The organism is Yersinia sp. 1252 StPb PI (genome assembly GCF_048593885.1).
Lineage (GTDB): Bacteria > Pseudomonadota > Gammaproteobacteria > Enterobacterales > Enterobacteriaceae > Yersinia > Yersinia enterocolitica_E.
On sequence record NZ_JAZGQE010000062.1, the window covers coordinates 1 to 24,485 of the forward strand.

Here is a 24,485-nt window from a genome sequence, read left to right on the forward strand (position 1 = left end):
CGTAGATGTTGGGAATGATTGGGATAGGAAGGGGATGGAGGCTATTTATGATGCCGGTTACCGGAAACCAAAGGAGTGATACGTGACTCCAGAAGAGAGACAGAACGCGCTCCAATCCACCGCCAGAAACTGTAACAACGAAATTAAAACCACACTCGCCGCTCTGCCGGCCAACACAAATAAAGACTCCATCACCCGCCCTATCATTCTTCGACATTACGAAAAGCTAAAGCCACTTGGCTACAAGCTGGCTTGGCTACAAGCTGGCTTGGCTTCTTTTCGCCATCGGCGTGCTGAATGGTCAGTTTAAGTGGAACAGGTGATCGGATTGATAAAGAGATAAGAGGCCAAAATGGATAAATACAGTCTCACATTCGATGAGGCTTGCGAATTCCTTGGGTTATCAAGGCCAACATTATCGCAGTGGATTAAATCAGGAAGATTAACCGCAAGCCGTAAAACATCAGCAAAACAATCACCGTACATCATAACCCGCCAAGCATGTATTGCCGCTCTACAAAATCCCCTGCACACTGTTGCAGTGAGCGCGATAGGTGCGACAGGAGAATCACAATGTCAATCTTCCGCAGAGGTAAGGTATGGTACGCGAGCATCTCTATCCCGGGTGCGAAGCGTATTAAAGAATCACTTGGAACTGAAGACAAGCGGCAGGCTCAGGAACTGCACGACAAGTTAAAGTCTGATTATTGGCGCGTAGACCGACTCGGTGAAATGCCTGAAATCATGTTTGAGGAGGCTTGCTTGCGCTGGATTGAAGAGAAGGCAGAAAAGCGATCTCTTGATACAGATAAAAGTCTTATGGGGTTTTGGTTATCACATTTCGAGGGAATGAAGCTGAAGGATATTACCGAGGCGAGAATATACGCAGCAATCAGCAAAATGACTAATCGAAGGCATGAAGAGAACTGGCGGATAATGGCAACATCAGCAGCCAATAAAGGGAAGGAACCACCCCAATTCAAGTCAAAACCATCATCAACAGCGACAAAGGCGGCACACCTTTCGCTGATTAAGTCGATAATGAGGGCAGCGGAGCGTGAATGGAAATGGCTTGATAAGGCACCACTCATTAAGGTTCCACAACCGAAGAATAAGCGCATTCGCTGGCTGGAACCACATGAGGCGATAAGGTTGATAAATGAGTGTCCAGAGCCGTTAAAGTCTGTGGTTCGTTTTGCTCTTTCTACCGGGCTGCGGCGCTCCAACATTATCAACTTGGAGTGGCAGCAGATAGACATGCAAAGAAAAGTTGCCTGGATTAACCCGGAAGAGAGCAAGTCAGGCAGGGCTATTGGCATAGCCCTGAATGATACAGCCTCAAAGGTGCTTAGGGAGCAGATTGGAAAGCATAACAAATATGTGTTTGTTCATACTCACGCATCAAATAGGTCTGATGGGTCATTAACACCAGAAATAAGGAAATTGCGTGTTGATAGTAATAAAGCTTGGTATTCGGCATTAAAAAGAGCCGGAATAGATAATTTCAGATTTCATGATTTAAGACATACATGGGCAAGCTGGTTAGTTCAATCCGGGGTTCCTATTTCTGCATTACAAGAAATGGGTGGCTGGGAGTCAATTGAAATGGTGAAAAGATATGCCCATCTTTCACCGAATCATTTAAATGAACATGCCAGACAAATAGACGCAATATTTAATGATTGTGTCCCAAATATGTCCCATGAAATAGATTTGAAATTAGAGGTTAATTCTAAGTGATTGATTTTGTTGGTGGGTCGTGCAGGGTTCGAACCTGCGACCAATTGATTAAGAGTCAACTGCTCTACCAACTGAGCTAACGACCCAACGGCGATAATTATTCTCCTGTTAGCCTTGGCTGTCAAACATTTCATCGGATTTTTCTGTTTATACTGTTTATATCCCTCTCTGGAGATTAATTATTCATCTGTTCTTTACGATTATTGTTAGTTATGTGACTTCATGTTGTAATTCCAGCTGCTGTGATGAACTTAACAAAATTCAGTGTGTGAAATATAAACACTGGAAAACGAGGCGTATTGTGCAATTATTGTTGCGAAGATATTAAATAATTCGCAAATTGTACTTAAAACATAGCAAAAAACAGACAGACAGACAGACAGACAGACAGACAGACAGACAGACAGACAGACAGACAGACAGACAGACAGGTTAAGACCAAAGAGCCAACATAGAGCTCAACAACTTCACAAATACAGGAAGAGGGAATGGGAAAGATGGTAGACCAATCCAAGATAGTGGCAGAACAGTTGCCGGAACCTGAAGAGCATCTTCAACGAAGCCTCTCCAACCGCCATATCCAGCTAATTGCTATTGGCGGGGCTATAGGTACCGGATTGTTTATGGGATCGGGTAAAACCATCAGCCTTGCCGGGCCGTCGATTATTTTCGTTTATATGATAATCGGTTTTATGCTGTTTTTCGTGATGCGGGCCATGGGTGAGCTGCTGCTATCGAATCTGAAATATAAATCATTTAGTGATTTCGCCGCCGACTTACTCGGTCCTTGGGCTGGTTTTTTCACCGGCTGGACCTACTGGTTTTGTTGGGTCATCACCGGGATCGCTGATGTGGTTGCCATCACGGCTTACGCCCAATTTTGGTTCCCCGGTTTCTCCCAGTGGGTTGCCTCACTGCTAGTGGTTTTACTGTTGCTATCACTGAATTTGGCCACGGTAAAAATGTTCGGAGAAATGGAGTTCTGGTTTGCCATGATTAAAATTGTGGCAATTGTGGCACTGATCTTTGCCGGCTTAACCATGGTGTTAATGAGTTATCAGTCCCCTTCGGGGACCACCGCATCATTTACCCATTTATGGAATGATGGTGGGATGTTCCCGAAAGGAATCAGTGGATTCTTTGCGGGCTTCCAGATAGCCGTTTTTGCTTTTGTCGGTATTGAGTTAGTTGGGACCACCGCTGCTGAAACCAAAGATCCTGAAGTGGTATTACCGCGTGCTATTAACTCCATCCCTATCCGCATCATCATGTTCTATGTTTTCTCATTGATTATGATTATGTCAGTGACACCATGGAGTTCAGTAGTTGCCGATAAAAGCCCGTTTGTTGAGTTATTCGTTCTGGTCGGGTTACCTGCCGCAGCGAGTGTGATCAACTTTGTGGTCCTAACCTCGGCGGCTTCGTCAGCTAACAGTGGCGTGTTTTCCACCAGCCGTATGTTGTTCGGTTTGGCAAAAGAAGGTGATGCACCAAAGCAATTTGGTAAGCTGTCGCGCCGTTCCGTCCCCGCATCCGGCCTGACATTCTCTTGTATCTGTTTGCTAGGTGGTGTGGTTCTCATTTACCTAATCCCGAACGTAATGACGGTGTTTACACTGGTCACCACAGTTTCAGCGATTCTGTTTATGTTCGTCTGGACCATCATCCTTTGCTCTTACCTGGTGTATCGCAAAAGACGCCCGGCATTACATAAGAAATCCATCTATAAAATGCCCGCGGGTATTTTCATGTCGTGGGTATGTATGGCGTTCTTTGCCTTTGTCCTGGTGCTGTTAACCTTGGAAAGTGATACCCGCCAAGCCCTGATAGTGACGCCGCTGTGGTTTGTCATTCTGACCATTGGTTATCTCATCTTGAAGAAGCGCAGAAGCTACTTGTACGACAACCGTAATCAGTAAGGCGTCATCATCACCTATAGCGGTTGTTTTATTATCATCACCTTACTCCCTGCACGGGAGTAAGGTGATACTTAGGCTGCCGTGATTGCTTCGCGTAATCGGCGTGGCGTTAAGCCAAAATGCCGCTGAAAACGTGAAGTAAAACGGGATGGTGAAATATAACCGTGCTGTGCAGCGATCTCGCCAATCGAAAGTGATGTGGTTTGTAATGCATTTAATGCACACCCCATACGAACCTCTTCCAGAATCACGCGAAAACTGCGATCTTCTTGCATCAGTTTGCGCCGCAAAGTTGAATCCCCAATATGCAAAGAGTGGGCGACATCACTCACGCTCCAGTTGCGCGCCGGATCGAGCAGTAAAACTTGTTGTACCTGTTCCGCCCATTTATCTCGTCGGTCGATTAATAACGTCCCTGCCTGCCCAGCCAAGTGCAGCGCCAATAAAACCCCCATCGCCGCATGCTGTAAGAGCGCATCTGGCGCATGACACTTCACGTTGAGCAATAAGCTATCCCATGCAAGGCGGGTATGGCTATCCAGAGGAACACATAGCGATGCAGTTGCCACTGGCGTCACCGCCGAGGCACCGTACCAGTGGCGAAACTGGCGTAATAAACTTTGCGGCAGATAGACCATATCAGAACAATAATGCCCCCGATCCGGGGTATTCGCGATACTGACTTCGATACCGGCAGGAAACAAAATAAGCGACGATTGCCCCGCACTGGCAGCCTGTGCCCCCCATTGCACCAATTTACTGCCCTGACGGACATGGCACAGTGCCGGTGAAAACACGGTGACCCGATGCAACGTATGTGCTTGGCGGGCAACAATTTCAGCGCTGGAGATAGCCATCTGGCTATGATTTATCTGCTGCATACTTCCTGCTCTTGGATTAATAATTAGCGGCCATAAGTGGCAACCAGTTGCGTTTTCGCAATCACATTACTGTTGAGCATAAAACCCACCAATGCACCACTGGCATCACTACTGAGGGGTAATTTATCTGTTTTCAATGCCCACACCGTGAACTGATAGCGATGAGGTTTATCTCCTGCTGGTGGGCAAGCCCCTCCGAATCCCGCATAGCCGAAGTCATTGCGCCCCTGAACAGCACCAACAGGTAAAGTGCTATTTTTGCTCTGCCCAGCATTAGTTGCCAATGAATGAACATCGGCGGGGATATTCACCACCGTCCAATGCCACCAGCCACTCCCCGTCGGGGCATCAGGATCATAAGCGGTAATGGCGAAGCTTTTGGTTCCTGCGGGCGCACCCTGCCATGAAAGCTGTGGCGATTGATTCCCGCCATCACAGCCAAATCCGTTAAAAACCTGCTGGGTTTGTAAGGGTCTACCTTCAGGCATATCGCTACTTTTGACGCTGAAGGTTTGTGCCTGAGCAGATAATGACACTGCGATAATCGCCAGAGACAGTGCTATTTTTTTCATGATGGTTCTCCTGTGAGGTAAGTTAGTAGCTTACGCAAACAGGCTTGTTTACATTGTGCCATAACGCTCTGTTAGTGTGCCAAAAAGCTCAATCAAGAGCGTTAAGGCGTTTTATGACCAAGACGTCACGCCATGTGCAGGATCATCGCGGTAAAATGCTCGCAACTGCGGTTAAATAAGTTGTGATAAGCGTGTCAGAAAGCTGTCGGGAACATGTCATGCTGCTGTCGTGGCAGTGACGAGGGCTTAAGCATAGATTTGTTGATATCGCTTCAAACCCCATAGGAAAATCAGTATGAACATCTATCGTATTCGTGAATTGCGGTTGGCCCGGGCCTGGTCACAAGAACAGTTGGCTGAACTTTGCAGTCTGAGTGTGCGCACGATTCAACGCATAGAGAATGGTGAACAAGCCAGCCTGGAAACACTGAGTGCTATTGCGGCCGTCATGGATCTGAAAGTCAGTGAGCTGTATTGCCCAAATGTCTCTCAGGAACAGAGCACCCCGTCGCAAGCCGTTGACCAACGCGTCATTGATGCCCGCAAAGCGGTTGAGGATGAAATGTCTTTACTACGTCAGCTACTGCGGGCGGTTATTCTGTGTGCAGTGCTGTTTGCTATCAATTGGTTTACGTCACCTGGCTATATGTGGGCCTGGTGGGTAGTGCTAGGGCTAAGTATCCCGCTGTGTCTGCGCGCAATAAATCTGTTATTGCTGGGTAATTGGGTCGAGCGCTGGCAGCAAAAACGCCTGCAAAAGAAGTTACGTAATCTGTAACAATACTGCGCTAATAAAACCAGCAGAAAGAGAAGGTTACCTCATATCCCGTTCACTTTCCGCACGACTAATAAGTTGCAGCCTGATTATATTGGCGTATGGTTAATAGGTGTCATTAGCAGCGACTATGATTACATCATCAGCATTATTCAATAAATTTGATTGGAGCATAGCGAGATGGCGAAAATTTTAGTGCTTTACTATTCCATGTATGGGCATATCGAAACACTTGCCGGTGCGATTGCCGAAGGTGCCCAAAAAGTCAGCGGTGTTGAAGTGACCATCAAGCGAGTCCCTGAAACCATGCCACCAGACGCCTTCGCCAATGCCGGCGGCAAAAACAACCAGCAAGCCCCGGTCGCAACGCCGCAAGAACTGGCCGATTACGATGGCATCATTTTTGGTACCCCAACCCGTTTCGGTAATATGGCAGGGCAAATGCGTACCTTCCTCGATCAAACCGGCGGGCTATGGGCTTCTGGTGCACTGTACGGCAAAGTTGCCAGTGTATTCTCCTCAACCGGTACTGGCGGCGGACAAGAGCACACCATCACCTCCACGTGGACCACATTAGCCCACCACGGTTTTATCATCGTGCCAATCGGCTATGGGGCCAAAGAGTTATTTGATGTTTCACAGACCCGCGGCGGTACCCCATATGGTGCAACAACCATTGCCGGTGGTGATGGCTCCCGTCAGCCAACTGCTGAAGAGCTTGCTATCGCCCGTTTCCAGGGCGAGCATGTGGCAAAAATTACCGCCAAACTGGTAAGCTAACGCCCTTCATAATACCTAATACCGCAGCGGGGTTAGTTTCGCTTAATATTCAGCCCATATCAGGGCTTGGCAAGTAGCGTTCAAATCTGCTTTGAGCATCAACCCTGCTGTCTGGCAATAAAAAAGCACCGCATGAAAGCGGTGCTCTTGCTTACTCATTAAACAGAGTTAGGCTTCAAGCAGCCCTTGTGCCAGATAGTGGTTAGCATCAACCACCCCAGGTAACACGAAGAAATATCCCCCACCGATCGGTTTGACATACTCTTCTAATGCCTCACCGTTCAACCGTTTTTGTACCGTCAGGAACGCCTTTTCCAAATCAGATTGGTAGCAGACAAACAGCAAGCCCATGTCCAGTTGCCCTGAATTTGACACTCCCAGCGAGTAACTGTAGCCACGGCGTAACATCAGGTTATTCTGAGTTTCTGCGGTACGTGGATTTGCCAGCCGAATATGTGCATCTAGCTTAATCACGTTGCCATCGGGATCTTTGGTGTAATCCGGCTCATCATGTTCATGTATGCTCCCCAAGGGTGCACCGCTATGTTTATCACGGCCAAAGATAGTCTGCTGTTCTTGTAACGGTGTGCGATCCCAGAATTCCACTTTAAAGCGAATAATCCGCGCCGCCTGATAGCTACCCCCGACAGCCCATGCGGGCTCGCCGATATTGCCCTGAACCCATACCACTTGATTAATCAGCGGCTTATCACTGGTTTTGGGATTCGCAGTGCCATCTTTAAAACCCAACAAATTGATTGGCGTTTCTTTACCTTTGCTACGGGCCGCATGAGCAGAAATAAAACCTTCACGCTTCCACCGCACACTGAGTAAATCTGGCGTGTGCTTGATAATATCGCGCAGAGCGTGAATCACCGTTTCATTGGTATTAGCACAAATTTGCAGCAAGATATCACCATGACACAAACCCGCATCCAGTGAATCATTGGGGAAGCGCGTCATTCTTTGTAGCCGCAGTGGTTTCTGTCCCTGCAAACCAAACCGCTCATCAAACAAAGAATCCCCCACAGAAACCGTAATGGTCAGGTTATCCGGGTAAATTTCCGGCCCCATAATTCCAGAATCCAGCGGTGGCAATTTGGCATTAACCGAAGGTGCATGCCCGCCGCGGGTCAGGAAGTCCAGCCGCTCAGTCAGCAGTTTGAATAATCGGGTCAAGGCCGCCTTATCAGTGGCCAATACATCAAATGCTACCAGCATCATGGCCGCTTGCTGTGGGGTTAATACCCCTGACTGATGCTGACCATAAAAGGGCTGCTTCTGCCAGCGTTCATCTTGCGCAAGTGCGGCCTCGGGTGCAGGGCAATCTGCCGCTCGGGCTATCTTTGCCCCGCCAAGCGCCAAGGCACCACTCATCATGCCCATACCCAGCAGTAAACGCCGACGGGACGGCAATGCCGCCCCGTTATCATGTTGATACGACCCGTGTTGCGGGCCGGTTTTCTTACTCATCTTAATGCCTCAATCCAAACCCAATACGCCACGAAGCTGAGCAAGGTCTTCCGCCAGTGCCGTAATCGGCCCTTTCATAGCATTACGATCGGCGTCAGTTAACTTATCGTAAGACTCATAACCCTCTTTCGTGCGATATTTCGCCAATACGCTATCGACGGTTTTGAAGTTAGCATCGATTTTTTGCAGCAGCGGCTGGTCGGCTTTTTCCAGCAATGGCCGCAGCAGATTAACAATTTTCTGTGCTCCATCAACGTTGGCCTGGAAATCCCACAGATCAGTACGGCTGTAACGGTCTTCTTCACCACTGATTTTGCTGGCCGCAACCTCTTCGATTAAGCCCGCAGCACCACCAACCACTTTATTTGGCGCAAATGTCAGGCCGGTGATACGTTGTTGCAGTTCCAGGGTGTCCTTGTACAGTTGGTCGGCGAATTTATCCGCGCCTTTAGTGGTGTTGTCACCAAACAGGATTTTTTCTAACCGATGAAAACCGGTAAATTTCGGATCAGCGGCCTTCTGCTCAAAATCGTCCTCACGGGCATCGATACTGCCATCCAAATCTGAGAACAATTCAGCAATCGGCTCGATACGCTCATAATGCTGGCGGGTTGGCGCATACAACTTGCGCGCCAGAGCCAAATCGCCTTTCTTGATTGCATCAGTAAAGGCTTTAGTTTGCGTGACTAATTGGGCAACTTCTTGTGTTACATAGACTTTATATTCGGCAATTGGCCCGACCAATGCCATCGCGTCCGGTTTTACCGCAGCGTGATCACCGGCCGCCGTAACTGTCAATTTACCTTTCGGGTTGCTGAGTAAGCCACAGGTCATATCGTATTCACCCGGCTCCAGATTAGCCGTCATCTTCTGGGTAAAACCCGGGGCAATATTTTCGCGTTCCTCAACCACCATCACGCCTTTGAGGATCTCCCACTCCAACCCTTTCTGACTGGCATTATGGACAATAAATTGAGTTTTACCGGCAGGAATAGACAGCGCCATCGGCTCACACTGCTTATCGTTAACGGTAATTTTAATTTGTGGAATATCAGCTGCTTGTACGTTGATAGCCACAACAGGTAGTGCCAGTAACGCGGCGTGCAATGCAGTGCGACGGAAGAACCGGTTAGACATGTGAAAATTCCTGAATTATTGGTTAGTTTTCCGCGCAGCAGCGGCAATTGTGGCCGCCGTAGTGCGTGGTGGAAGGAAAAAGAGCATCAGTGCCGGAATCAGATAGATAAAGTAGACCGCAACTTCGCTAATTGTTGGTGCTTCCTGATAGCCAAACATCCCTTCAAGGAAGGTGCCGAGCAGTGAATGAGTGGAGAGCACATTCGTCAAATCGAACGCGATATCCTGAAAATGATTCCACAGACCGGCTTCATGGAAGGCTCTGATAGCTCCGGCGGCCAGGCCTGCGGCGACAAACAAGATAAACAGGCTGGTCCATTTGAAAAATTTAGCCAGATGCAACTTAACGCCGCCCCAGTAGATAGCCATCCCCACTAAAATGGCGCAGGTCAGGCCAAGTATTGCGCCAATTGGCGCGCCAATCCCGATATCCTGCTGGAAAGCCGCCAGTAAGAAGAATACCGATTCAAGCCCTTCGCGGGCCACGGCAAAAAAGACCATCGCCACCAATGCCCAGCCCTGACTGCGGCCTGAGTTGAGGGCATTATCAATTGCCCCTTCCAGATGGACTTTGACTGACTTGGATACCTTGCGCATCCAGAAAACCATATAGGTTAAAATGCAAACTGCGACCACCGCAATAATACCTTCAAACAGCTCTTGCTGTTTTTGCGGAAACTCACCCGTGGTTTCATTAATAAAGATGCCGATAGCAAGGCATAGCGCGGCTGCCGTTACTACTCCAATCCACACTGCCCCCATCCATTGACCGCGTTGAGTACGCTTAAGGTAACTGGCGATCAAGCTAACAATCAGCGCGGCTTCCAGCCCTTCACGAAACATAATTAGAAATGGGACAAACATGCTAAGCACCCCTGCGCTGGATATGGGTATAAATATGTAATTATGAGTAACGTCAATTTACGTAAAGAAAAGTAAAACTAAGAACGATAGTGATTATCATTCTGGCAAAAAGAAATTCAAGAGGCTAAATAAGAATATTGTTAAACAAACTGTGGCAAGTTGTTTCTGCCGGGTTAAATAACAAATAAATTCATTAAGATACGGTTTTTTTAGCTTGCACCGCCCTCTCAGCCTATTTATCGATATCTGGCGCAATTTTCAGCAAAAAAAAGCCTCCTGTGGTACAGGAGGCGATGTTAAGCAAAAGTAAATGCCATTAATAACAGCATGTGTGCGCTATTAAATGGTTTTAAACTCCGCTTCAGCATTACGGAAACGTTCAGTAATGGTATTACTTGGCGTATTGCCCAACAAGCTCACCACCACAATGGCGATACTGGCAAATAGGAAGCCTGGTATAATTTCATACAAGCCCAACCAGGCATATTGCTTCCAGACGATAACCGTAATAGCACCGAGCAACATCCCTGCCAGTGCACCATTGCGAGTCATTCGTGGCCAAATCACCGAGATAAGAACCACAGGACCAAATGCGGCGCCAAAACCGGCCCATGCATAGCTAACCAGACCAAGAACCCGATTATCCGGGTCCGCTGCCAGTGCGATAGCTATCAATGCCACCAGCAACACCATGGCACGGCCGACCCACACTAACTCTTTCTGACTGGCCTTTTTACGCAGGAATGCTTTGTACAGGTCTTCCGTCAACGCACTAGAACACACCAGTAACTGGCAGCTTAAGGTACTCATGACGGCTGCCAGAATAGCGGACAGTAAAATACCGGCAATCCATGGATTGAAGAGTAATTTAGCTAACTCAATGAAAACACGTTCGCCATTTTGGCTCACATTCCCGGCTTGTTCAGGATGGTTTTCAAAGTAAGCAATACCAAAGAAGCCCACCGCGATGGTCCCTGCCAGACAGAGGATCATCCAAGTCATACTGATGCGGCGTGCACTACGAATAGTACGGTGAGAGTCTGCCGCCATAAAACGCGCCAGAATATGTGGCTGACCAAAATAACCCAATCCCCAACCGAGTAGAGAGAGGATGGCAACCAGATTCAGCCCTTTAAACATGTCAATATTCGCCGGATTTTTCGCAGCAATGACCATCATGGAAGTGTCGATACCTCCCACCGCCAGAATAACAATAATCGGGGTCAGGATCAGAGCAAAAATCATCAGCGTTGCTTGTACTGTATCCGTCCAGCTTACTGCGAGGAAACCGCCAATAAAGGTATAGGCGATGGTGGCCGCAGCACCAGCCCATAATGCGGTGCCATAGCTCATATCAAACGTACTTTCGAATAAACGCGCACCGGCAACGATTCCTGAAGCGCAATAAATAGTGAAGAAAACCAAGATAACTACCGCTGATATCACCCGCAGCAATTTACTCTTATCTTCAAAACGGCTGGTGAAATAATCAGGCAATGTCAGTGCATTGTTATTGGCTTCGGTATGAACCCGCAAACGGCCTGCGACCAACTTCCAGTTAAGATAAGCACCAATCGTTAAACCAATGGCTATCCAGCTCTCGGAAATACCCGACAGGAATATCGCCCCCGGTAATCCCATTAATAACCAGCCACTCATATCGGAAGCACCGGCAGATAATGCAGTGACCACACTGCCTAAACTTCGCCCACCCAGAATATAATCATCAAAGTTATTGGTTGCCCGGTAGGCCATGAGGCCAATTAATATCATCCCAAAAATGTAAACTAAAAAAGTCACCAACATTGGCGTATTCATGGTCATGCAACGTCTCCATAGTGCGTATTATCGTTTTAATATATCCCGCTATTTTGAGTTCTTTCCGCTCAGTGCGGTGTCATGTTTTCACTCTGGAGAGCCGGAACGTGACACTCAGTTGCACCAGAGATGAATCTCGAACTCAAATAAACTACCAGCACAACTATTCGCTGGCGAACGGCCATCTCGCGGTGGCTATCCTAGTGGAGGAGTTTCCTTACTCACAACAAATTAAACAAATTTTTTACAAAAAATTCACCCTGCATCACATTACGCCATGTTAGAGGTTACACCTTCCATTGCAAAATGAGTCATACCTAAGGTTAATCCCTCACAAAGCCTACCATTGTTAGCATTAGCCTTAGTTAAACATAATATTCGATCCCTCCGACGCCCCGCTTGATTGTTAAAAACAAGACTGAATTCACACTTCATTCACGCCGTGATTTAACACGGTTGCACAAAGTTGCAACATGCCTGATATTATCAGGAATCAAATCATAACCCCCCTTATTAAAGGAGCCGGACAGCATGGGTAGCACCACAATGGGCGTGAAACTCGATGAAGCAACACGCGACCGTATCAAGGGCGCGGCACAGCGTATTGACCGCACGCCACACTGGCTGATCAAGCAGGCCATTTTTAACTATTTGGAACGACTGGAAAGTGGCAGTGAGCTACCCGAATTGCCAACACCCCATGTGACCCCTATCGCGGAAACGGACGATATTATGCCGCAAGTCACTGAAAGCGCACATCAACCATTTTTAGATTTTGCCGAGCAAGTGCTACCACAATCAGTAACTCGTGCGGCCATCACTGCGGCCTATCGTCGTCCCGAAACTGAAGCCATACCGATGTTATTGGAGCAAGCACGTTTACCGGCCGATTTAGCGCAAGAAACCCATAAGCTGGCCTATTCCATTGCTGAAAAATTGCGTAACCAGAAGAGTGCTAATGGTCGCGCGGGTATCGTGCAAAGCTTACTGCAAGAGTTCTCCCTCTCGTCACAAGAGGGTGTGGCATTGATGTGTCTTGCGGAAGCACTACTGCGTATTCCTGATAAGCCCACTCGTGATGCACTGATCCGCGATAAAATCAGTAACGGCAACTGGCACTCTCATTTGGGGCGCAGCCCGTCGATGTTTGTCAATGCGGCGACCTGGGGGCTGCTCTTTACCGGCCATCTGGTCTCTACTCATAATGAGGCTAAGCTCTCCGGCTCCTTAAATCGTATTATCGGTAAAGGTGGTGAGCCATTGATCCGCAAAGGTGTGGATATGGCGATGCGGCTGATGGGCGAGCAATTTGTGACCGGCGAGACCATTGCCGAGGCATTGGCGAACGCCCGTAAACTGGAAGATAAAGGATTCCGTTACTCTTACGATATGTTGGGTGAGGCAGCACTGACAGAGGCAGATGCTCAGGCTTATCTGCTCTCCTATCAACAAGCAATCCATGCTATCGGCAAAGCCTCAAATGGCAGGGGAATTTATGAAGGGCCAGGTATCTCAATTAAGCTGTCCGCCCTGCACCCTCGCTATAGCCGTGCTCAATATGAACGAGTAATGGATGAGCTGTATCCACGGCTATTATCGTTGACCTTGCAAGCACGGCAGTATGATATTGGCATTAACATTGATGCAGAAGAGGCTGATCGTCTGGAAATCTCCCTCGATCTGCTGGAAAAACTCTGTTTCGAGCCAAAATTGGCAGGTTGGAACGGTATCGGCTTCGTCATTCAGGCATACCAAAAACGTTGCCCCGCCACTATTGATGCCGTGATAGATATGGCCCAGCGCAGCCGCCGCCGGCTGATGATTCGCTTAGTCAAAGGCGCATACTGGGACAGCGAGATTAAACGCGCTCAAGTTGATGGGTTAGAAGGTTATCCGGTTTATACCCGCAAGGTGTATACCGATGTCTCTTATCTGGCTTGCGCGCGTAAATTACTGGCCGTACCTAATCTGATTTATCCCCAATTTGCCACTCATAACGCGCATACCTTGTCCGCTATCTATCATCTTGCAGGGCAAAATTATTACCCCGGCCAGTATGAGTTCCAATGCCTGCATGGCATGGGGGAACCGCTATATGAACAAGTCGTCGGGAAAGTTGCCGAGGGTAAGCTTAATCGCCCATGTCGTATTTACGCTCCGGTCGGTACCCACGAAACCTTACTGGCGTATCTGGTACGCCGCCTGCTGGAAAACGGGGCCAACACATCGTTTGTCAATCGCATTGCCGATACCACTCTGCCACTGGATGAACTGGTCGCTGATCCTGTTAGTGCTGTAGAAGCCATCGCCGCCAGTGAAGGGCAACTTGGTTTGCCTCATCCACGAATCCCGTTACCACGCGACCTCTACGGTAAAGATAGAGCCAATTCCAGCGGATTAGATTTGGCCAACGAACACCGTTTGGCCTCGCTCTCCAGTGCCCTCCTCACCAGTGCCAGCCAGATATGGCGGGCAGAACCGATGATTGGCGCAGAAAGTGATAGCGGTATAGGACTTGATAACCTGGCCGTTATCAACCCAGCAGAACCCGCTGATATCGTCGGTTACGTTCGCGAAACAACGGATGCTGAAATCAGTCGTGCGCTAGATGCGGCTGGCAGCGCGGGGGCTATCTGGTTTGCAACACCACCGGCCGAGCGTGCGGCTATTTTAGTGCGCGCCGCCGAACTGATGGAAAGTCAGATGCAAGCGTTGATGGGGATACTGGTACGAGAGGCGGGTAAAACCTTCAGTAATGCCATTGCCGAAGTGCGTGAGGCTGTTGATTTTCTACACTATTATGCTGGAATGGTCCGAGACAACTTCTCTAATGATAGCCATCGTCCTCTCGGCCCCGTGGTCTGTATCAGCCCATGGAACTTCCCGTTGGCAATATTTACCGGCCAGATTGCCGCAGCATTAGCTGCCGGTAACAGTGTATTAGCAAAACCGGCGGAACAAACGCCACTGATTGCTGCGCAAGCTGTACGTATCTTGCTAGAGGCCGGTATTCCTCACGGCGTGCTACAACTATTACCCGGCCGAGGCGACAACGTTGGGGCGACATTGGTCAATGACAACCGTGTGCGCGGCGTGATGTTTACCGGCTCAACCGAAGTCGCTGCTATTTTGCAACGCAGCATCGCAGGCCGCCTTGATCCTCAGGGCCGCCCAACGCCACTGATTGCCGAAACCGGTGGCCTCAATGCCATGATTGTTGATTCCTCTGCATTGACGGAACAGGTGGTGACCGATGTCGTCGCATCAGCCTTTGACAGCGCGGGCCAACGTTGTTCGGCCTTGCGTATTCTTTGCATTCAGGATGATGTTGCTGAGCACACGTTGCAAATGTTGCGTGGCGCGATGGCCGAGTGCCGGATGGGTAATCCAGAACGCCTGTCTACAGATATTGGGCCGGTGATTGATACCGAGGCCAAAGCTGGGATTGAGCGCCATATTCAGGCCATGCGCGCCAAAGGGCGTAAAGTTTACCAGGCTGCCCGCACCAACAGTCAGGACGAAACCGAGTGGCAACGCGGTACCTTTATTAAGCCAACATTAATAGAGCTGGATAGCTTTGATGAGTTGAAAAAAGAGATCTTCGGGCCGGTACTGCATGTGGTACGTTTCCAGCGTCAGAACCTTGGCGCCTTAGTCGATCAAATCAACGCATCCGGCTATGGTTTAACCTTAGGTATTCACACTCGTATTGATGAAACTATCGCCCAAGTCACTGAAAAAGCTAAAGTAGGCAACCTCTACGTTAACCGCAATATGGTTGGGGCGGTGGTTGGCGTACAACCTTTTGGTGGTGAAGGGTTGTCAGGAACCGGCCCTAAAGCGGGTGGTCCACTGTATCTGTATCGTCTGTTGTGCAGCCGCCCAGAAGATGCGGTTCTTAAGACACTGGCACATCAAAATATTGAGCAACCACAGAATATGGCTGGTCGCGAAGCATTACAAATAGCCCATCGCGCTCTAATACAATGGGCTGACAAACAACAATATGCTGAATTAGTGCCTTTAGCGCAGCGCTATGGCGAACTGGCGCAAGGTGGCACCATACAGTTATTGCCTGGGCCAACCGGTGAGCGCAACAGTTATACCCTACTACCGCGTGAACGTGTTCTTTGTCTGGCGGATAATGACACTGATGCTCTAATACAACTGGCAGCCGTTCTGGCAATCGGCTGCGAGATCTTATGGCCAGAACAGGGGATACAAAAGGATCTGTTACGCCAGCTACCGGCGGTAGTGCAATCCCAAATTACCCTTACTCATGACTGGCAAACCGCCAACGTACCGTTTGATGCCGTTATCTATCACGGTGATGCTGATCAATTGCGCACCTTGTGTGAGCAGATAGCTCAAATTGAGGGGCCAATTGTCTCGGTACAGGGCTTCGCCCGTGGTGAAACAAATATACTGCTGGAACGCCTGCTGATTGAGCACTCACTGAGTGTGAATACCGCCGCAGCGGGAGGAAATGCCAGCCTGATGACCATCGGCTAGCTAACTAAGCCCACTCTTTTTCGCACTTAGAGTGCCTGCACCAATAAGGTCCTTCGGGACCTTATTCTTTACGTAGACTCCGGTCGCAACTGACGGGTTATTATTCGATATGTGCCGCATTCCCTGATGTAAAACGGGTATGAAACTATTTTCCTCTGGCAGCCTCTCGCATATTTGACATCACTCTGTTGAGCCTTTCCTGGTAATTAACTCATTATAAATTCAGACAAATGACGGAACTGTATACGTCCCTAGCTTTCTTCTTAGTGAAGATCTTATGTACAACCCCTCTCAGGAGTGATAATAATATTCATGTCTGATAAAAAGATTGTCGATGAGGCTCATCAAATTGCTAACCGGCGGGGTAATGGTCAATTACGCCGTGAAATATGGGCTGATCGGGTCGGTACTATCACCCGTTATAATTTAGCCTATATCAATCACCATTTATCACAGGGTGATAATGGTCTCGTAATAGGTTACGACAATGCGCATGGTTTTCACCATCGCCATTACTTAGGTGGCATTGAAGCAGTTGATTTTGTCAGCTTTGAACAGATAGAGGATTGCTTTCAGAAGGATTGGACTTCATTAAGGAGAAGTTAATGGACAAACTCGTCATCAAAACAGCAACGGAAGATGATTTTTTCAAACGAGGCAAACAACTCGCGGCTCTGGCAGATGCAGGGAAAGCCTTACCTGAAGAACACACTATTACCTTTGAAGACCCATTAGCGATGGTGCGGATATTAAGTGCTGCGCGCATTGTTCTGCTACGGGCGGTAAAAATGCACCCCGGCTCTATCACCTCCCTTTCAACCCGTTTAAAACGGGATCGCAGTGCCGTCACCCGTGATGTGGCTATTTTGAAAAAAGCGGGGTTGGTCACCGTCGAACAAAAAGTATTACCGGGTCATGGGCAGATGAAGGAAGTTAAAGCTACCGCGCTTCGCCTTAAGCTGGAAGCCTTTTTGTAGGATGATTTGATAAAACTGGGGGCCCAAAAGTGCCCCCTATTTCGCTGAGTTTGGCTATCAGCTTCGCAGTAAATGACTCAGTGATTGTTCAGGAACTTATCAAGGAATAACCGAGTACGCTCATGCTGCGGATGGGCAAATAACTCTTTTGCTGGACCTTGCTCAACAATCCGTCCGTGATCCATAAAAATAGCCCTGTCAGCCACATCGCGGGCAAAGCTCATTTCATGCGTCACAATCACCATGGTGCGTTTTTCCTCAGCCAGTGCGCGGATAGTGTTGAGAACCTCCCCCACCAGTTCAGGATCCAACGCTGACGTCGGTTCATCAAACAGAATAACCTGTGGTTGCATTGCTAATGCTCGTGCTATGGCAACCCGCTGCTGCTGACCACCGGATAAACGGCGTGGGTAAGCATCTTCTTTCCCACTTAGCCCTACTTTTGCCAGCAGTTCACGAGCGCGTTTCTCCGCAGAGGCTCGCTTTTCGCCTTTAACAATAACCGGCCCTTCAATAATATTCTCCAGCACCGAACGGTGTGGAAACAAATTGAAGCTCTGAAACACAAACCCGACCTGTTGGCGCAGTGCGCGCACCTGACGTTGCTGCTTGCTGATAGGTATGCTGCCATCAATCTCAATATCACCGACACGAATAATCCCTGAATCAGGGACCTCCAGTAGATTAATACTGCGCAATAAAGTCGTTTTACCTGAGCCACTCGGCCCGATGATCGCCACCACTTCACCGCTATTTACTTCAAGTGAGATACCGTGCAGCACCTGCTGACCTTTAAACTGTTTGGTCAGTTGTTTAATGTCTATGGCACTCATGGCTACTCCTGATCCTGACGATTAACATGGGCTTCCAGCCGATTTTGTAATGCTGACAACAATGTCGCCATGACCCAATAAATCAACGAGGCCGCCAGATACATAGTGAAAACTTCCAATGTACGGGAAGTGACCAATTGCGCCTGACGGAAAAGTTCAGGAACCTGGATAGTCGCCGCCAAAGAGGTATCTTTTACCAGACCGATAAAACTGTTCCCTAGCGGAGGTAATGCGGTGCGCCCGGCTTGCGGCAATATCACCCGATAAAGTGTCTGCCAACGTGTCATACCGATACTGGCCGCCGCTTCCCACTGCCCTTTCTCAATTGACGAAATAGCAGCACGCAATGTCTCAGATGTATAAGCGGCGGTATTAAGTGATAGACCGATCAATGCAGCAGGCATCGGATCCAGTTCAATGCCGAACTGTGGCAGACCATAATAGATCATAAATAGCTGAGCTATTAATGGAGTACCACGGAAAATGGAGACATAGAAACGAGAAAGGAGTGATAACGGCAAGAAACGAGATAACCGCATCATGGCCAACATAAAACCTAATGCCAGACCAAAAAACATCCCCCCCAGACTGAGCTGGAGGGTAAACCAGGCACCTTTCAATAAAAATGGTGCTGAATCCAGCACCAATTGAATACTTTCTTGCATTATTTAGTTACGTCCGCACCAAAATATTTCTCAGAGATTTTGGCCAACGTGCCATCTTTTTGCATCTCAGTGATCGCCTGATTGATTGCCGCTAACAACTCTGGGTTGTTCTTACGCAATGCTACGCCAGACTCCTGACGAGCAAACGCCGGGCCTGCAACAGCAAGAGTACCATTGGTTTTCTTTACCAGATCCAATGCAGCTAAACGGTCAACCAAAATGGCGTCCGTACGGCCTACACGCAGATCCTGATATTTAGTTGGGTCATCATCATAGGTGCGAATATCAACACCTTTCAGGTTGTCACGTAACCATTGTTCGTAGTTACTACCCAAGCCAACACCGACTTTCTTGCCTTGCAAATCTTCAGGTTTAGTGAAGTTACCTTCGTTACCTTTCTTAGTCAGCACCTGAATACCAGAAATGGTATAAGGCGTTGAGAAATCATATTTTTTCTTACGTTCTTCAGAAATGGTGACTTGGTTAATCGCCACATCAATACGCTTGGACTCCAATGAAGCCAACATGCCATCCCATTTAGTCGGGGTGATTTTGGCCTTAACGCCCATGTGTTCTGCTAATGCATTAGCAAAATCCACTTCAAACCCAGTGAGTTTCCCATCTTCACCTTGGAAACTGAACGGCGGATAAGTGCCCTCCAGCCCAACAATCAGAGTTCCTCGATCTTTGACCTGACTCAGCAAATCACCTGCAGCATAAGACTTCACATTCAAGCCTGTTGCCAGTGCGACTGCCACCATGCCCAGAACTAACCGGCGACGAACAATTGAAAAACCCATAAATACCCCGACTGTCATGTTTATTTTTTGATATTCAGCACTTTATCAGTGCTGTTAATGGAATAAAGGAATATAAACTAATAACGATAGCTATAAACGGAATAAGCAATAACTAAAGGTTACACCCGTGGATGATAAGCAAACAATGCGGGTGCACCACCGGTGTGGATAAACAGAATTGGACCCTCATCGCGAAACTTTTTCTGCGCAAGACCATCCAGTAAACCCGCCATCGCCTTGCCGGTATACACCGGATCGAGCAGTACACCTTCAAGCCTTGCCAACAGCCCAATAGCTGCCAACCCTTCATCGTTCGGCATGCCATATTGCGGGGCGAAATAATCATCCCACAAGATAATTTCTGCCTGCTCCCCGGTAATCCCCAGGGACGCAGCTAACTCTTGCTGAATATGCGCCACTTTAGGGCGTTGCTCATCGGCTTTACGCGATACGGTCACCCCAATCAACTCGGCATCAGGCAATAATTGTTGCAACCCTACTGCCAGACCTGCGTGGGTGCCCGCACTGCCCGATGCCACAACCACCGAGCTAAAAGTGACATTCCCAGCCGACTGAGCCGCAATCTCTAATGCACATTGCACATAACCTAAAGCGCCTAAGGCATTAGAACCACCAACCGGCACCACATACGGCCGAAAGCCCTGAGCCTCCAGACGGGTTGCCAGCTCAGCCAATTGTTGGTTCGGGTCATGTAACCCGTCGCACATCACTACTTCTACGTTAAATAGACCCAATAGTAACCGATTGCCGTTGGTCAGATAATTTTCCTGTGCCGTGCCAATCGGATTCTCAAGCAATGCGACACAACGCAGCCCCAATTTCGCCGCAACTGCTGCTGTTTGGCGGACATGATTAGACTGAATAGCGCCCGCGGTAACCAGCGTATCCGCGCCCTGACTTAACGCATCTGCTGCCAAAAACTCTAACTTACGTAATTTGTTCCCCCCTAATGCCAGAGGTGTTACATCATCACGTTTGATATAAATTTCACGCCCCAGATAATCGGAGAGTCGAGATAGTTTTTCCAATGGCGTCGGATTGCCGACCAGATCTAGACGCGGAAATTGCGCCAGTTTGTGTTGAAACGTCACGGATCCCCCAGGGAATTAATAAGTCAACTGTTGCCCAACGAACTTGGCGTGTAGGTAAGTACGGATAAGTCAATGTAACTAACCCCTGCAGCTGCAAGTACCAAGAGGAAATATAGATTTATCAGATGTAACACCAATAATCACTTATTTTTATTATAGATGTCGTTGACGATAGCGCAGGGGAATAACGTAATATGCGGAATAAATAGACGATACTTAGCGATTTCAAGCTGTAGAGGGTGGCACTACTCAGCTTAATCAAGTCAGTCATTCGAGGGAACGAGGGTAGCTAACACCTCTACAGCGTACAGAATGAAGGGTATTAACCCGGCACGGGGAACCTTGCCGGGCGTAAAATAATGACTGAAGGGTTTCGCGTTATACTCGCGACGCTGTTAGCGAAAATACAGAGTTTTCTCAACTGCCTGAATGCACGTACCAGTCTCAGTAATTTTTTTGCCATTCCAGATACTGATCATATTTACGCAAGGCAATACGATAATTGTTATGCGCCGCATTAGGCAACTCATCAATAATGCGCTGATGCATGGTCTCACTGGCAAACTTTTCGGCCGGATAATTAGTGGCAACCAACATTTCATCCAGACGACGTAGGCGCACAACATATTCGCGAACAGTACTATGGCTCATCTCAGTTTGTTCAAATAAATATTGCTTGAACGCCATAATATCGAAATAACCGGGCGTGCTATTACAATATATTTCGCTGCAAAAACGACATAATGCAGTCAACTCATGCTGAAGCTTTGACCATACTTGATCGTCAATGGGCTGATCCATACCGGAGATAGCTTCTTTATTAATGATTTGTCCACGGAAAACCAACGCCATACGGTCAAGTTCTTTATGACAATGTGAACAATGGGTTTGGCCGTGTTTATAATCTTTTAAATAACGGCTCAGTGGCCGTTTTTTTAACTGAAGTCCTGGCATAAGAAGACCTGCATTAATAAAATAGAAACTGTGATATCACTGAGCGGAAGTGAATTAAGAGTCGTTATTCAGGCGGGCGCGTAAGCGTTTTATCGCCTGGCTATGAAGCTGGCTGACGCGGGACTCCCCGACCTCAAGCACCGCTCCGATTTCTTTCAGGTTCAGCTCTTCCTGGTAATACAACGTCAGCACCATCTTTTCGCGTTCCGGCAATGCCTCGATCGCTTCAATCACGCGTTGACGCAGATTTCCTTCCAACAAATGTTGCAATGGATTGGCATCCTCATGCCCTTCCAGCAGGGGTTCGACACTTTCACCATGCTCTTCCCGCCATTCGTCATAGGAGAAAAGTTGGCTATTGTTGGTATCCAATAAAATCTGACGGTACTCCGCCAAATTAATATCAAGAATTTGCGCTACTTCCTGCTCAGTTGCAGGGCGCCCCACCCGTTGTTCAACCTGTTGCATGGCACTGGCTACTTCACGTGCATTACGACGCACACTGCGTGGCGCCCAATCTCGGCTACGCAGTTCATCTAGCATGGCACCCCGTATACGCTGTACCGCATAAGTGGTAAACGCAGTCCCTTGCAAAGCGTCATAACGCTCGACAGCATTCAGCAGACCAATACCTCCAGCCTGCAACAAATCATCCAACTCCACGCTGGCCGGCAGGCGAACCTGCAAACGCAGTGCCTCATGGCGAACCAAAGGAACATAGCGTTGCCAGAGGGAATTTTTGTCCATCACGCCTTCGGCGGTATACAGATCGCTCACTAGACAGGCACCTAAGGGTAAGAGAGTCGTACCATTATCCTGTCAGGTCAGCCAGACAATCGCTGGAATAGGCCTATAAAAGGGCGGCTATTTGGCTTATGCCCGTTAATTTTACTGTTAACCTATTGCAGTCATTGAAAAAACAGAGCGATAAATAGAGATGAAAACCGCTAAAAATAAGCCATTAGCGCCTGGTTTAAACTTATTCCCACTGGAAAAAGTGCTCTTTTCTCTTTCCAGTGAGTAATATAAAAACCCCGCCGCAGCGGGGTTGACATAATGTGGTCTTTCTGGCGAATTAACGCAGCAGAGACAGCACAGTTTGTGGTACTTGGTTTGCTTGTGCCAATACTGAAGTCCCTGCTTGTTGCAGGATTTGAGCACGGCTCATGTTAGAAACTTCAGTAGAGTAATCAGCATCCTGGATACGGCTACGAGCTGAAGTCAGGTTATTGATGGTGTTACCCAAGTTGGTGATAGCTGAGTCAAAACGGTTTTGTACCGCACCCAGGCCACTACGCAGCGCATCAACTTGTGCCAGCGCTTTATCAACAGTCGCCAGTTGGTCTTCAGTTGATTTCTGAGATGCAGCAGCATCTTCATTGATCAGGGTGGTGTTGCCGTTAGCAGTACGTGACATGTACATTACTTTGCCACCCGCATTGGTGATTTCATCACCTTTGGCGTTAGCGGTGTATGCAGTACCGTTAACAGTCAAAGTACTGCCAGTTTTGGTAGCACCTTGTAAATCCAGATCAGCTAAGGTTGCAGCGCGGTTGGTTTCAGCAGCTTTTGTGGTTAAACCACCACCAACAACAGAGGTGAATAAAGCGCTAGAAGTTTTCACTTCAGCAGCGGTACCGGCAGGTGCAGTACTGGCTGAAGTTGTGAAATCAACACTTTTACCATCAACTGTAGCACTGAAAACACCGTTACCATTCGCGTCAGCCGCAGTCTTAACGGTAAATTCCATGCCTTGAGCAGTGAATTTATCACCTGTTGCTTTACCAACAGACGCGGCAGCGATAGAAGTAGCTTCTGCGCCAGCGGTTGCTGTAGTTGTGTAAGCAGTTGATGCTGTGTTAGCAGCGGTCGCAGTGCCGGAGAATGCACCGGTACCCGCATCAATATATTGTGCTACACCGGCTTTAGTCACTGCACCGCTGTTGATATCAGTTTTATATGCAACACCGCCAACATCAAAGTTGTTAGTCCCAGTGGCTTTGAACTGAGAAGTCAAATCATCAACAGAGGCTTGTTTTGCGCCATCAACGTTGAAGCCTTGCAGACCCAAACTTTTTGAGTCGATTTTTTCCAGATTGATGCTGATAGTTTCGCCATCGTTAGCGCCAACCTGAACTTTCATGCTACTGTTGCCAGCCAGAACTTTCACGCCGTTGAACTGAGTTTGGTCAGATACACGGTCGATTTCGTCCAGACGTTGTTTAATTTCGTCCTGGATTGATTTCAGGTCAGAAGATGAGTTAGAACCGGTAGCAGCCTGAACACTCAACTCACGCACACGTTGCAAGTTGTTGTTGATTTCGCCCAACGCACCTTCAGTGGTTTGTGCCAGAGAGATACCGTCGTTTGCGTTACGGGAAGCCTGAGTCAGGCCTTTGATGTTAGAAGTGAAACGGTTAGCGATTGCCTGACCCGCAGCATCGTCTTTCGCACTGTTGATACGTTGACCAGAGGACAAACGCTCAATGGCGGAACCTAAAGCTGACTGGGATTTGTTCATGTTGTTCTGAGTCGTCAGAGACAGAATGTTAGTGTTAATTACCGCCATAATGTTATTCCTTAAATGCTGTTGGGTTATGGTTTGGGCTTACTGCCCACGGCTTCATCACCGTCACAACTTGTATCGGCGCTCTTTAAGGAACCTTTAGCCAT

At 48.3% G+C, this 24,485-nt stretch carries 22 protein-coding genes and 1 tRNA gene; 9 read left to right on the forward strand and 14 right to left on the reverse strand.

The window, feature by feature from the left end; translation table 11 throughout:
- Positions 1–82 precede the first annotated feature (82 nt).
- The 3 genes from V2A85_RS11155 to V2A85_RS11165 are packed head-to-tail and all read left to right on the forward strand — an operon-like array spanning position 83 to position 1,740.
- Positions 83–310, forward strand: a complete 228-nt coding sequence (locus V2A85_RS11155; RefSeq protein WP_420071437.1) for a hypothetical protein — start codon at positions 83–85, stop codon at positions 308–310.
- A 42-nt stretch (positions 311–352) separates the two neighbouring features.
- Positions 353–697 (forward strand): helix-turn-helix domain-containing protein, encoded by a 345-nt coding sequence (locus V2A85_RS11160; RefSeq protein WP_420071438.1) that lies wholly within the window; start codon positions 353–355, stop codon positions 695–697.
- Positions 580–1,740, forward strand: coding sequence for a tyrosine-type recombinase/integrase (locus V2A85_RS11165; protein WP_420071446.1), 1,161 nt, complete (start codon positions 580–582; stop codon positions 1,738–1,740). Before V2A85_RS11160 ends, V2A85_RS11165 begins: the two co-directional genes overlap by 118 nt.
- A 10-nt stretch (positions 1,741–1,750) precedes the next feature.
- Here V2A85_RS11165 and V2A85_RS11170 read toward each other — a convergent pair.
- Positions 1,751–1,826: transfer RNA gene (locus V2A85_RS11170), tRNA-Lys, on the reverse strand.
- 411 nt (positions 1,827–2,237) lie between these two features.
- Between V2A85_RS11170 and cycA the strand changes: the two genes are divergently transcribed.
- Positions 2,238–3,659, forward strand: coding sequence for a D-serine/D-alanine/glycine transporter (gene cycA / locus V2A85_RS11175; RefSeq protein ID WP_193784822.1), 1,422 nt, complete (start codon positions 2,238–2,240; stop codon positions 3,657–3,659).
- Between the two features lie 71 nt (positions 3,660–3,730).
- On the opposite strand, the gene V2A85_RS11180 is transcribed toward cycA, so the two are convergent.
- Together V2A85_RS11180 and V2A85_RS11185 are read right to left on the reverse strand one after the other, a co-directional pair.
- A complete protein-coding gene (locus V2A85_RS11180; RefSeq protein WP_420071439.1) occupies positions 3,731–4,540 on the reverse strand; it encodes a helix-turn-helix transcriptional regulator in 810 nt (269 codons plus the stop codon).
- A 23-nt stretch (positions 4,541–4,563) separates the two neighbouring features.
- Positions 4,564–5,112, reverse strand: coding sequence for a kinase inhibitor (locus V2A85_RS11185; protein WP_420071440.1), 549 nt, complete (start codon positions 5,110–5,112; stop codon positions 4,564–4,566).
- 295 nt (positions 5,113–5,407) lie between these two features.
- Here V2A85_RS11185 and V2A85_RS11190 point away from each other — a divergent pair, with 295 nt between their 5' ends.
- Both V2A85_RS11190 and wrbA read left to right on the forward strand, forming a co-directional pair.
- Positions 5,408–5,890, forward strand: a complete 483-nt coding sequence (locus V2A85_RS11190; RefSeq protein ID WP_372558756.1) for a helix-turn-helix domain-containing protein — start codon at positions 5,408–5,410, stop codon at positions 5,888–5,890.
- A gap of 177 nt (positions 5,891–6,067) precedes the next feature.
- Entirely contained in the window at positions 6,068–6,667 is a 600-nt protein-coding gene (gene wrbA / locus V2A85_RS11195; protein ID WP_083159127.1) for an NAD(P)H:quinone oxidoreductase, read from the forward strand.
- Positions 6,668–6,835: 168 nt separating this feature from the next.
- On the opposite strand, the gene efeB is transcribed toward wrbA, so the two are convergent.
- The 4 genes from efeB to putP form a co-directional block, all read right to left on the reverse strand.
- Positions 6,836–8,140: an iron uptake transporter deferrochelatase/peroxidase subunit gene (efeB, locus tag V2A85_RS11200; RefSeq protein ID WP_420071441.1), complete on the reverse strand. Its 1,305-nt coding sequence runs from the start codon at positions 8,138–8,140 to the stop codon at positions 6,836–6,838.
- Between the two features lie 9 nt (positions 8,141–8,149).
- Positions 8,150–9,277, reverse strand: coding sequence for an iron uptake system protein EfeO (gene efeO / locus V2A85_RS11205; protein WP_420071442.1), 1,128 nt, complete (start codon positions 9,275–9,277; stop codon positions 8,150–8,152).
- 15 nt (positions 9,278–9,292) lie between these two features.
- On the reverse strand, positions 9,293–10,141 hold the full coding sequence (gene efeU, locus V2A85_RS11210; protein ID WP_420071443.1) for an iron uptake transporter permease EfeU: 849 nt from the start codon (positions 10,139–10,141) through the stop codon (positions 9,293–9,295).
- A 339-nt stretch (positions 10,142–10,480) separates the two neighbouring features.
- Positions 10,481–11,965 carry a sodium/proline symporter PutP gene (gene putP / locus V2A85_RS11215; RefSeq protein ID WP_083159131.1) on the reverse strand — a complete coding sequence of 495 codons (1,485 nt, stop codon included), beginning with the start codon at positions 11,963–11,965 and terminating at the stop codon, positions 10,481–10,483.
- 525 nt (positions 11,966–12,490) lie between these two features.
- Between putP and putA the strand changes: the two genes are divergently transcribed.
- The 3 genes from putA (at position 12,491) to V2A85_RS11230 (ending at position 17,448) form a co-directional block, all read left to right on the forward strand.
- Positions 12,491–16,471: a trifunctional transcriptional regulator/proline dehydrogenase/L-glutamate gamma-semialdehyde dehydrogenase gene (gene putA / locus V2A85_RS11220; protein WP_420071444.1), complete on the forward strand. Its 3,981-nt coding sequence runs from the start codon at positions 12,491–12,493 to the stop codon at positions 16,469–16,471.
- A 312-nt stretch (positions 16,472–16,783) separates the two neighbouring features.
- Positions 16,784–17,077, forward strand: a complete 294-nt coding sequence (locus V2A85_RS11225) for a toxin-antitoxin system TumE family protein (protein ID WP_420071445.1) — start codon at positions 16,784–16,786, stop codon at positions 17,075–17,077.
- Complete coding sequence (locus V2A85_RS11230; protein WP_372558750.1) at positions 17,077–17,448, forward strand: MarR family transcriptional regulator; 372 nt, start codon at positions 17,077–17,079, stop codon at positions 17,446–17,448. Before V2A85_RS11225 ends, V2A85_RS11230 begins: the two co-directional genes overlap by 1 nt.
- 77 nt (positions 17,449–17,525) lie before the next feature.
- Here V2A85_RS11230 and tcyN read toward each other — a convergent pair whose 3' ends face one another.
- The 7 genes from tcyN to V2A85_RS11265 form a co-directional block, all read right to left on the reverse strand.
- Complete coding sequence (gene tcyN, locus V2A85_RS11235; RefSeq protein WP_005189402.1) at positions 17,526–18,281, reverse strand: L-cystine ABC transporter ATP-binding protein TcyN; 756 nt, start codon at positions 18,279–18,281, stop codon at positions 17,526–17,528.
- 2 nt (positions 18,282–18,283) lie between these two features.
- Positions 18,284–18,946: a cystine ABC transporter permease gene (gene tcyL / locus V2A85_RS11240; protein WP_083159136.1), complete on the reverse strand. Its 663-nt coding sequence runs from the start codon at positions 18,944–18,946 to the stop codon at positions 18,284–18,286.
- Complete coding sequence (gene tcyJ, locus V2A85_RS11245) at positions 18,946–19,746, reverse strand: cystine ABC transporter substrate-binding protein (RefSeq protein WP_083159137.1); 801 nt, start codon at positions 19,744–19,746, stop codon at positions 18,946–18,948. The genes tcyL and tcyJ overlap by 1 nt, the downstream gene beginning before the upstream one ends.
- 119 nt (positions 19,747–19,865) lie before the next feature.
- Positions 19,866–20,858, reverse strand: a complete 993-nt coding sequence (locus V2A85_RS11250) for a D-cysteine desulfhydrase (RefSeq protein ID WP_372558749.1) — start codon at positions 20,856–20,858, stop codon at positions 19,866–19,868.
- A 444-nt stretch (positions 20,859–21,302) separates the two neighbouring features.
- Complete coding sequence (gene fliZ / locus V2A85_RS11255; RefSeq protein ID WP_005189397.1) at positions 21,303–21,812, reverse strand: flagella biosynthesis regulatory protein FliZ; 510 nt, start codon at positions 21,810–21,812, stop codon at positions 21,303–21,305.
- 54 nt (positions 21,813–21,866) lie between these two features.
- Positions 21,867–22,589: an RNA polymerase sigma factor FliA gene (locus V2A85_RS11260; protein WP_083159139.1), complete on the reverse strand. Its 723-nt coding sequence runs from the start codon at positions 22,587–22,589 to the stop codon at positions 21,867–21,869.
- Between the two features lie 298 nt (positions 22,590–22,887).
- Complete coding sequence (locus tag V2A85_RS11265; protein ID WP_420071447.1) at positions 22,888–24,384, reverse strand: flagellin; 1,497 nt, start codon at positions 24,382–24,384, stop codon at positions 22,888–22,890.
- Positions 24,385–24,485: the final 101 nt, after the last annotated feature.

Coding starts and splice junctions, on each gene's coding strand:
- V2A85_RS11190 (WP_372558756.1), top strand. CDS start 5,408: ATGAACATCTATCGTATTCGTGAATTGCGGTTGGCCCGGGCCTGGTCA.
- tcyL (WP_083159136.1), bottom strand. CDS start 18,946: ATGCAAGAAAGTATTCAATTGGTGCTGGATTCAGCACCATTTTTATTG.
- efeU (WP_420071443.1), bottom strand. CDS start 10,141: ATGTTTGTCCCATTTCTAATTATGTTTCGTGAAGGGCTGGAAGCCGCG.
- putP (WP_083159131.1), bottom strand. CDS start 11,965: ATGACCATGAATACGCCAATGTTGGTGACTTTTTTAGTTTACATTTTT.
- fliZ (WP_005189397.1), bottom strand. CDS start 21,812: ATGCCAGGACTTCAGTTAAAAAAACGGCCACTGAGCCGTTATTTAAAA.
- cycA (WP_193784822.1), top strand. CDS start 2,238: ATGGTAGACCAATCCAAGATAGTGGCAGAACAGTTGCCGGAACCTGAA.
- V2A85_RS11185 (WP_420071440.1), bottom strand. CDS start 5,112: ATGAAAAAAATAGCACTGTCTCTGGCGATTATCGCAGTGTCATTATCT.
- tcyN (WP_005189402.1), bottom strand. CDS start 18,281: ATGAGTGCCATAGACATTAAACAACTGACCAAACAGTTTAAAGGTCAG.
- V2A85_RS11160 (WP_420071438.1), top strand. CDS start 353: ATGGATAAATACAGTCTCACATTCGATGAGGCTTGCGAATTCCTTGGG.
- tcyJ (WP_083159137.1), bottom strand. CDS start 19,746: ATGGGTTTTTCAATTGTTCGTCGCCGGTTAGTTCTGGGCATGGTGGCA.
- putA (WP_420071444.1), top strand. CDS start 12,491: ATGGGTAGCACCACAATGGGCGTGAAACTCGATGAAGCAACACGCGAC.
- efeB (WP_420071441.1), bottom strand. CDS start 8,140: ATGAGTAAGAAAACCGGCCCGCAACACGGGTCGTATCAACATGATAAC.
- wrbA (WP_083159127.1), top strand. CDS start 6,068: ATGGCGAAAATTTTAGTGCTTTACTATTCCATGTATGGGCATATCGAA.
- V2A85_RS11230 (WP_372558750.1), top strand. CDS start 17,077: ATGGACAAACTCGTCATCAAAACAGCAACGGAAGATGATTTTTTCAAA.
- V2A85_RS11225 (WP_420071445.1), top strand. CDS start 16,784: ATGTCTGATAAAAAGATTGTCGATGAGGCTCATCAAATTGCTAACCGG.
- V2A85_RS11180 (WP_420071439.1), bottom strand. CDS start 4,540: ATGCAGCAGATAAATCATAGCCAGATGGCTATCTCCAGCGCTGAAATT.
- efeO (WP_420071442.1), bottom strand. CDS start 9,277: ATGTCTAACCGGTTCTTCCGTCGCACTGCATTGCACGCCGCGTTACTG.